The sequence below is a fragment of the Micromonospora sp. D75 genome (genome assembly GCF_018070405.1).
Classification (GTDB): domain Bacteria; phylum Actinomycetota; class Actinomycetes; order Mycobacteriales; family Micromonosporaceae; genus Micromonospora; species Micromonospora chalcea.
On the sequence record NZ_JAGPXV010000343.1, the window covers coordinates 1 to 6,348 of the forward strand.

General features: G+C 73.3%; 6 protein-coding genes and 1 pseudogene. 4 read left to right on the forward strand and 3 right to left on the reverse strand.

What is annotated here, in order from left to right; genetic code table 11:
• Positions 1-126 precede the first annotated feature (126 nt).
• Positions 127-1,017 (forward strand): SGNH/GDSL hydrolase family protein, encoded by an 891-nt coding sequence (locus KBX39_RS19895; RefSeq protein WP_210871920.1) that lies wholly within the window; start codon positions 127-129, stop codon positions 1,015-1,017.
• Positions 1,018-1,072: 55 nt separating this feature from the next.
• Here KBX39_RS19895 and KBX39_RS19900 read toward each other — a convergent pair whose 3' ends face one another.
• Entirely contained in the window at positions 1,073-2,308 is a 1,236-nt protein-coding gene (locus KBX39_RS19900) for a glycoside hydrolase domain-containing protein (RefSeq protein WP_166456008.1), read from the reverse strand.
• Positions 2,309-2,518: 210 nt separating this feature from the next.
• On the opposite strand from KBX39_RS19900, the gene KBX39_RS19905 reads away from it, so the two are divergent.
• Complete coding sequence (locus KBX39_RS19905) at positions 2,519-2,671, forward strand: hypothetical protein (protein WP_166456009.1); 153 nt, start codon at positions 2,519-2,521, stop codon at positions 2,669-2,671.
• Positions 2,671-3,636, forward strand: a complete 966-nt coding sequence (locus KBX39_RS19910; RefSeq protein WP_030499177.1) for an N-acetylmuramoyl-L-alanine amidase — start codon at positions 2,671-2,673, stop codon at positions 3,634-3,636. Before KBX39_RS19905 ends, KBX39_RS19910 begins: the two co-directional genes overlap by 1 nt.
• A 53-nt stretch (positions 3,637-3,689) precedes the next feature.
• Here the strand turns inward: KBX39_RS19910 and KBX39_RS19915 are convergent, their stop codons facing one another.
• Together KBX39_RS19915 and KBX39_RS19920 are read right to left on the reverse strand one after the other, a co-directional pair.
• A complete protein-coding gene (locus tag KBX39_RS19915) occupies positions 3,690-4,910 on the reverse strand; it encodes an epoxide hydrolase family protein (RefSeq protein ID WP_210871921.1) in 1,221 nt (406 codons plus the stop codon).
• A 31-nt stretch (positions 4,911-4,941) separates the two neighbouring features.
• Positions 4,942-5,859, reverse strand: coding sequence for a redoxin (locus tag KBX39_RS19920; RefSeq protein ID WP_113972942.1), 918 nt, complete (start codon positions 5,857-5,859; stop codon positions 4,942-4,944).
• A gap of 174 nt (positions 5,860-6,033) precedes the next feature.
• On the opposite strand from KBX39_RS19920, the pseudogene KBX39_RS19925 reads away from it, so the two are divergent.
• Positions 6,034-6,348: pseudogene (locus tag KBX39_RS19925) on the forward strand (hypothetical protein); the annotation flags it as partial.

Below are 6,348 nucleotides of genomic sequence, written 5' to 3' on the forward strand. Positions count from 1 at the left end.
CCCTCCCCCAGGCAGTGCCGGACCACATCCCGGGACACGCTTTAGTGAGCACTGTCTATATTGACGTGCGCCACAGGCGTGGACAGAATCCCAGCACCACCACCAGGACCCCTCCGGGAGGGCCCCATGAACCGTCCCCGCCTGCCGCTGATGCGGACCGCCACCAGACTCGCCGCGGTCGCCGCCGCCACCGCCGGCGTGCTGCTCGCGGCCACCGCGCCCGCCGTCGCCGCCGCGCCCACCGGGCGGTACGTGGCGCTCGGCGACTCCTACACCTCCGCCCCGCTCGTGCCCACCCAGGTCGACCTGAACTGCCTGCGCTCCAACCGCAACTACCCGTCCCTGGTCGCGGCGTCCGCCGGTTCGTCGTCGTTCACCGACGTGAGCTGCTCCGGGGCCACCACCGAGGACATCCTGTACGGCGGCGACGGCGCGCTGGGCATCGCGCTGCCACCGCAGGTCAACGCGGTCACCGCCAGCACGGCGCTGGTCACGGTCCAGATCGGCGGCAACGACATCGGCTTCTCCGGCATCATCGGCGACTGCGCCGAGGCGAGCGTGAGCAGCCCGCTCGGGTCGCCCTGCAAGGACCGGTTCACCGCGGGCGGCACCGACCAGTTGCGGGCCCGGATCGCCGCCGCCGCGCCGAAGGTGACGGCCGTGCTGCGGGCGGTCCGCCAGGCCGCGCCGAACGCGCGCGTGGTGGTGCTCGGCTATCCGGCGATCCTGCCCGACAGCGGGTACGGCTGCTGGCCGGTGGTGCCGATCGCCTACCAGGACGTGCCGTACCTGCGCGGCGTCCAGAAGGCGCTCAACACGATGCTCGCCGACACCGCGGCGGCGGGCGGGGCCAGCTACGCCGACGTCTACACCCCGTGGATCGGCCGGGACGGGTGCAAGAGCAGCGGCACCCGCTGGGTGGAGGGGCTGGTGCCGCAGAACTCGGCCGCGCCGTTCCACCCGAACGCCCGCGGTGAGCAGGGCATGGCCACCGCCCTGCTGGCGCACCTGAGCTGACCCGGACGCCGTGAGCCGGCCCCGCCGAGGCGGAACCGGCTCACGGCCCGCGGGCTCACACCCGGGTGATACGGACCGCGTCGGCGACCACGTACCCGGTCCCGGCGCTCCAGCGGCTCACCCCGACCTTGTCCCCGGCGCCGGCGGCGAGCGTGAACACGCCGAGCGAGACCCAGCGTCCGCCGCCGGTGCGCTGGTCGACCGCCACCGACCGGTTGCCGGTCGTGGTGGCGACCAGGTACGGGGTGCGGTCGTTGTAGCCGGGGTCGGCCGGGTACCACACCGACACCTCGTAGGCGCCGGTCGCGGGCAGGCTCGCCCGGAACCAGGCCACATCGCTGGCCGCCACCGGCGTGGCGAAGCGGTAGTCGGCACCGTAGCGCTGCCCGGAGTACGCGGAGGCGCCCCAGGCCGCGCCCGCGCTGAACCCGCCCGACGTGGCGTTGTCGACCGTGACGCTCCACGTCGCGGGCGGGGTGCCGGCCCGTACGTCCAGGTAGTTGCGGTCGATCTTCATGGTCACGCCGCCCCACGTCTCGGTGACGTCCCCGGCGTACTGGTGCAGGCGCTGCTGGTCGGCGTAGCGGTCGTCGGCGCAGTACGTGCCCCCGTCGGTGTCCGCGACGCCGTTCCACCAGGCGATCCAGATCTGGTCCAGGCGCAGGTACCGGGTGTCGTCGTAGGCGTTGCAGACGTCGGTGATGCCGGAGGATCCGCTGGAGTACATGCCGGCGAGGTAGCCGCGCGTGTGCAGCCGCTCGACCCAGCCGGAGAGGAAGGAGAGCACGGCGGCCCGGCAGCTCGCGTTCGACGGGTACTGCTCGATGTCGTTGTAGAGCGTGCTGCCCGCGCCGATGCCGAGCGCCGTCGCGGCGGCGGCCGCGCTGTCCGCCGCGGTCCGGCCCTGCCCGCGGGCGGTGGCCGGGTCGGCGGACATCTTCGGCGTACGGGTGCCGCACGGCGCCTGGTAGCCCAGCTCGATCGGGATCAGCCGCCAGCCCTTGCGGGTCTGGTCGGCGACCCAGGTCGCGGTCAGGTTGGGCTGGGCGCACGTGCGGCTGGCGCCGCTGATGTAGACGCCGACCGCGCGGTACGGCGAGGCGGTCAGCCAGGCGTCCATCGCGGCCTGCGACGGCGCGGTGCACGTGTCGAAGCCCTTGCCGGTGAAGGTGCCGGGCTGCGGGCCGACCGCGGCGACAGTGGCGGCGGCCGCGGCCGGGGCGGCCGCGGTGGCCGGGGCCGCGGCCGCGGCCACAACGAGAAGTGTCAGGGCCGTGACGAACGCTCTCATCGGCGCCCCTCCTGTGAAGGATTCCTCGCTCGACGGCGAGACTTGGGCAGGATTTCTACCACGCATCGACGAACGACGACAGATGGCGGTGGCGAAAGTTTTCACAATGGAAACGATCATTGAAGGGTATCGACAGAGCGCCCGACGCCGGGATAGCGTGCCCACACTCACGAGCGTCGATCGATACTGCGCCGTCACCCGAGGAGCGCCATGCCCACGTCACGATCCCCCCGTCTGCGACGCCGAGGTCTGCTCGGCGTACCCGCCCTGGCGGCCGCCGCCCTCGTGGTGGCCGTCCGTCCCGGTACGGCGCACGCCGCGCCGAAGGCCGAGTGCCTCGCCGACCTGCTCCGGGAGCAGTGATGGCCACCATTCCCTGGCTCGTTGACGTGCTGCGGGCCGCCGGCGTGCAGGTGGTGGTCGAGGGCGACTGGCTCAACCGGATGCGCTCCGGCTCGTTCGACCCGATCGGCGTGCTCTGGCACCACACCGCCGCCACGTCCAGCGCCACCAACCCGCACCCGGCGCTGAACATCTGCATCAACGGCCGCTCCGACCTGCCCGGCCCGCTCTGCCAGGCGCTCGTGGACTACCACGGCGTGTTCCACGTGATCTCGGCCGGCCGGTGCAACCACGCCGGCACCAGCGGCGGCAGCGGCCCGATCCCGGCCGGCGACGGCAACACCCTGATGATCGGCTGGGAGATCGACTACAACGGCGTCGACCAGCGGATGACCACCGCCCAGTACAACGCGAGCATCGCGGCCACCGCCGCCGTGCTCAAGCGGCTCGGCCGGGACTCCAGCTACGCCCGGGGGCACCGGGAGACCAGCACCACCGGCAAGATCGACCCGTCCTTCATCGACCTGAACACGATGCGCGCCGACGTGGCCGCCAAGATGGCCGGCGGCGGCACCGGCTGGACGTCGACGGTGGACAACGCCACCGCGGGCCGGTTCACCGCCAGCGCCAACTGGGGCACCTCGACCTACTCCGGGCAGCGCTACGGCGCCGACTACCGGTACGCGGACCCGGTCGCCGCGAGCGACGCCGCCTGGTACAAGTTCAACGTCCCCCGTACCGGCAACTACCGGGTCGACGCGTGGTGGCCGGCGAATGCGGGCTACAACGCGGCCACGCCGTACATCGTCGCCACCACCACCGGCAACCGGACGGTCACCGTCGACCAGCGGGCGACCGGCGGGCAGTGGCGCTCACTCGGCACGTTCACGCTGCCGGCCGGGGACGCCAACCGGGTGGCGGTCAGCCGGTGGAGCTCCGCCGCCGGCCTGGTCATCGCCGACGCGGTCCGGCTGACCGAGGTCTGAATCCGCGGACGCGGCCGGGTGGACATCCCACCCGGCCGCATCCGTCCCGGCAGTCAGCGCAGCGAGCGGAAGGCCGCCCGCATCTCCTGCGCGAACAACTCCGGCTGCTCCCAGGCGGCGAAGTGCCCACCCCGGTCCAGCTGGTTGTAGTGGATCAGGTTCGGGTACGCCCGCTCCGCCCAGCTGCGCGGCGCGAGCAGGATCTCGTCCGGGAACTGGCTCACCGCGGCCGGCACCCGGACGCCCTTCGCGGCGAAGAACGACAGCGCGTTCTGCGCGTACAGCCGGGCCGAGGACACGCCGGTGTTGGTCAGCCAGTAGAGCGTGACGTTGTCCAGGATGTCGTCGCGGCTCAGGCCGCCGGGCCGGCCGGCGAAGGCGGCGCAGATCAGATCCAGGCTGGCTGCGTCGTGGTCGAGCATGAACGTCGCCAGCCCGGCCGGCGAGTCGGCGAGCGCCGTCAGCGTCTCCGGGCGGGTCGTCATGATCAGCGCGTACGCGGAGTGCTTCCAGAAGAAGTCGATCCGCTCGCAGGCGGCCCGCTCCTCGTCCGAGAGCCCGGCCGGCAGCTCCGCGAGGGGGTTGTTCACGCCGGTGATGCCGCGTTGCAGCAGCGCGTCGATGTCCGGCGGCACCACGCACGGCATGTTCGTGTGGATGCCGGCCAGCTCCGGCGGCGCCTGCACGCCGAGCATGTCGGTGATCAGCGCGCCCCAGTCGCCGCCCTGGGCCACGAACCGGGTGTAACCCAGCCGCCGCATCAGCTCGGTCCAGGCGCGGGCGATGTGCTGCGGGTCCCAGCCGGGCCCGTCCGGCTTGCCGGAGAAGCCGTAGCCGGGCATCGACGGGATCACCAGGTGGAACGCGTCCGAGGCGCGGCCGCCGTGCGCGGTCGGGTCGGTGAGCGGGCCGATGATCTTCAGCTGCTCGATCACCGATCCCGGCCACCCGTGAGTGACGATCAGCGGCAGCGCGTCGTCGTGCCGGGACCGGACGTGGATGAAGTGGATGTCCAGGCCGTCGATCTCGGTGACGAAGTTCGGCAGGTCGTTGAGCCGCGCCTCGACCTTGCGCCAGTCGTACTCGGTCGCCCAGTACCGGGCCAGCGCCTGGCTGGTCTCCAGCGGCACACCCTGGGACTGGTCGTCCACCGTCTGGCGCTCTGGCCACCGGGTGGCCGCGAGCCGGGTCCGCAGGTCCTGCCGGTCCGCCTCCGGCACGTCGACGCGGAACTCGCGGAGGTCGGCGCCGGTACGCGTCGGCGTCAGGGTCATGCCGGCCACGGGGTGTCCTCCTCGGGACGGGTCAGGGACCGAACGTGAAGACGTACGCGCGGAGACCGGGCCGCTCGGCGCGCAGGGTGAGCCGGTGCTCCCCCGGCGGCGCGCCGTCGACCAGCCGGATCATGGCCGCCCGGTCGACGACGACCCGGCTGTCCGGGTCCACGTCGGCGCCGCGCGCGTCAGCGGCCGGTTTCCCGTCCAGCAGCACGCGAACCCCGGCCGGTCCCGCCGGTCCGGGGTCGGCCACCAGGTTCACCTCCCCGGCGGTGAACGGCAGGACCAGTTCGGCGTGGCCGCCCGCGACCTCGACGTACTCGCCCTCGACCCGCCAGTCGCCGGTGAGCGCGTACGTGCCGGGCACGCCCCGCTCGGCGCCGAGATAGGTCTCCGGGGTGATCCCCGCGTACGTGGGCTGCCGGCTCGTCACGAACGCTGTCACCTCCGGGGTGACCGGCGGCAGCGCGGTCCCGGGCGCGGCGGACTCGACCAGCCGCCGGATCTCCGTCTCGGTGCGGTCGTAGCCGCCCTCGCCGACCCAGCGGTCGGCCAGCCGCCCGTCGGCGTCGAAGAGGTACCGCGCGGGCCAGGCGTCGTTGCGCAGCGCGCGCCAGAACGTGTAGTCGTCGTCGATCGCGATCGGGTAGGTGAGACCGTGGTCGCGGACCGCCCGGTCGATGTTCTCCGCGAGCCGGCCGAAGGCGAACTCCGGCGCGTGCGCGCCGATCACCGTGAGCCCCAGATCCCGGTAGTCGCGGTGCCACGCCCGCACGTACGGGGCGGTGCGGATCCAGTTCACGCAGGTGTACTCCCAGACGTCGACCAGAACCACGCGCCCGCGCAGCTCCTCCGGCGTCAGCGGCGCGGAGTTCACCCACCGGCGGACGTCGATCGGCGGCAGCCGGGTCGCCACGGCAAGGTCGTCACGCGAAGCACCGGTCATGCGGGACCCCTTCCTCGGCGGACCGTCGGCGGTTACCCGGACGGCACGGTTTCGAACGGCCGCCCGAGGCAGGTGCGCGGGCGTTTGCCCGCCGCCCGGCGGGGTAGGACGCTGCGCCACCCGAGGGCGGGCCGTGCCAGGCGGCGTGGGCGGCCGGGACGTCGCGGAGGGTCGATGACGGCTGGACCAGGGCGGGCGCAGGCCCCGCCGGGCGAGGTGGTGGAGCTGCGGGTGCACGGGGTCTCCGCGGGCGGGGCCGCCGAGGTGCTGGGCCGGCCGCTGGTCCGGCAGGTCGCGGGCGACCGCAGCGCCGGCTTCTACCGTCCCCGTCCGGACCTGGCCGACGGGCGCGGCGCGAGCGGAGTGACGCTGGAGGCGTACCAGTGGAACGACCTGCCGTCCGGCACCGCGCTGCGTACCCTCTCGCTGCTGTTCCTGATGCCCTTCATGCTGCTCAACGTGGCCGTGTGGATGCGGCCGGGGGACGCC